The following is a 1462-nucleotide window of genomic DNA, read 5'->3' on the forward strand; positions in this document are numbered from 1 at the left end:
TCATGAGCGTCAAGTTGCAGAAGGTCAACGGTCTTGAGTTCGCCGTGAAGGACTTGGGTCTGGCTGAGGCGGGTCGGCACCAGATCCGGTTGGCCGAGCACGAGATGCCGGGTCTGATGGCCACGCGGAAGGAATATGCTGGTTCCCAGCCGCTCAAGGGTGCCCGGATCGCGGGTTCGTTGCACATGACGGTGCAGACGGCGGTGCTGATCGAGACGCTGGTCGCGTTGGGTGCTGAGGTGCGGTGGGTGTCGTGCAATATCTTCTCCACCCAGGACGAGGCCGCCGCGGCGGTGGTGGTGGGCAGTGGCACTCCGGAGGTTCCGGCGGGTGTTCCGGTGTTCGCGTGGAAGGGCGAGACGCTGGAGGACTACTGGTGGTGCACCGACCAGTTGTGGGACTTCGGTGACGGCAAGGTCGCCAACATGATCCTGGATGATGGTGGTGATGCGACGCTGCTGGTGCACAAGGGTGTGGAGTTCGAGGCTGCGGGTGCGGTGCCGCAGCCGTCGGTGGATGACCCGGAGGAGTTCAAGGTCGTGCTGTCCACGCTGCGCAAGTCGCTGGAGGGCGACAAGCAGCGTTTCACCAAGTTGGCTGCTGAGATCAAGGGTGTCACCGAGGAGACCACCACCGGTGTGCACAAGCTGTACGAGCTGGTGAAGTCCGAGGAGTTGTTGTTCCCGGCGATCAACGTCAACGACTCGGTGACCAAGTCGAAGTTCGACAACAAGTACGGGTGCCGGCACTCGTTGGTGGATGGCATCAACCGGGCCACGGATGTGCTCATCGGCGGCAAGGTCGCTGTGGTGTGTGGTTTTGGTGATGTGGGTAAGGGTTCGGCGGAGTCGTTGCGGGGTCAGGGTGCCCGGGTGATCGTGACCGAGATCGACCCGATCTGCGCGTTGCAGGCGGCGATGGAGGGTTACGAGGTCAAGACGCTTGAGGATGTGGTGGACTACGCCGACATCTTCATCACCACGACGGGTAACTACGACATCATCAAGGCCGAGCACATGGCCAAGATGAAGCACCAGGCGATCGTGGGCAACATCGGTCACTTCGACAACGAGATCGACATGGCGGGTCTGGAGAAGACCCCGGGTGTGACCAAGCAGGAGATCAAGCCGCAGGTTCACGAGTACACCTTCGATGACGGGCACTCGATCATCGTGCTGTCGGAGGGTCGTCTGCTGAACCTGGGCAACGCCACCGGTCACCCGTCGTTCGTGATGTCCAACAGCTTCACCAACCAGACGATCGCGCAGATCGAGCTGTTCACCAAGCCCGGTGAGTACGGCAAGGACGTCTACGTGCTGCCCAAGCACTTGGATGAGAAGGTCGCGCGTCTGCACCTGGACGCGCTGGGTGTGAAGCTGACCAAGCTCACCAAGGAGCAGGCCGACTACATCGGTGTCGACGTCGAAGGCCCCTACAAGCCCGACCACTACCGCTACTGATC

The 1462-nt window shown here is 61.6% G+C and carries 1 protein-coding gene; it reads left to right on the plus strand.

From position 1 onward, the window contains the following. Nucleotides 1-2: 2 nt before the first annotated feature. A complete protein-coding gene (gene ahcY / locus R4I43_RS34205; protein ID WP_324269876.1) occupies nt 3-1460 on the plus strand; it encodes an adenosylhomocysteinase in 1458 nt (485 codons plus the stop codon). The last annotated feature ends 2 nt before the right edge of the window (nt 1461-1462 follow it).

Origin of the sequence: Saccharopolyspora mangrovi (assembly GCF_035320975.1) — a bacterium.
In the GTDB taxonomy this organism is placed as follows: domain Bacteria; phylum Actinomycetota; class Actinomycetes; order Mycobacteriales; family Pseudonocardiaceae; genus Saccharopolyspora; species Saccharopolyspora mangrovi.

Excerpts from the sequence above, each read along its gene's own strand:
- ahcY (WP_324269876.1), top strand. The coding sequence starts at position 3 with ATGAGCGTCAAGTTGCAGAAGGTCAACGGTCTTGAGTTCGCCGTGAAG.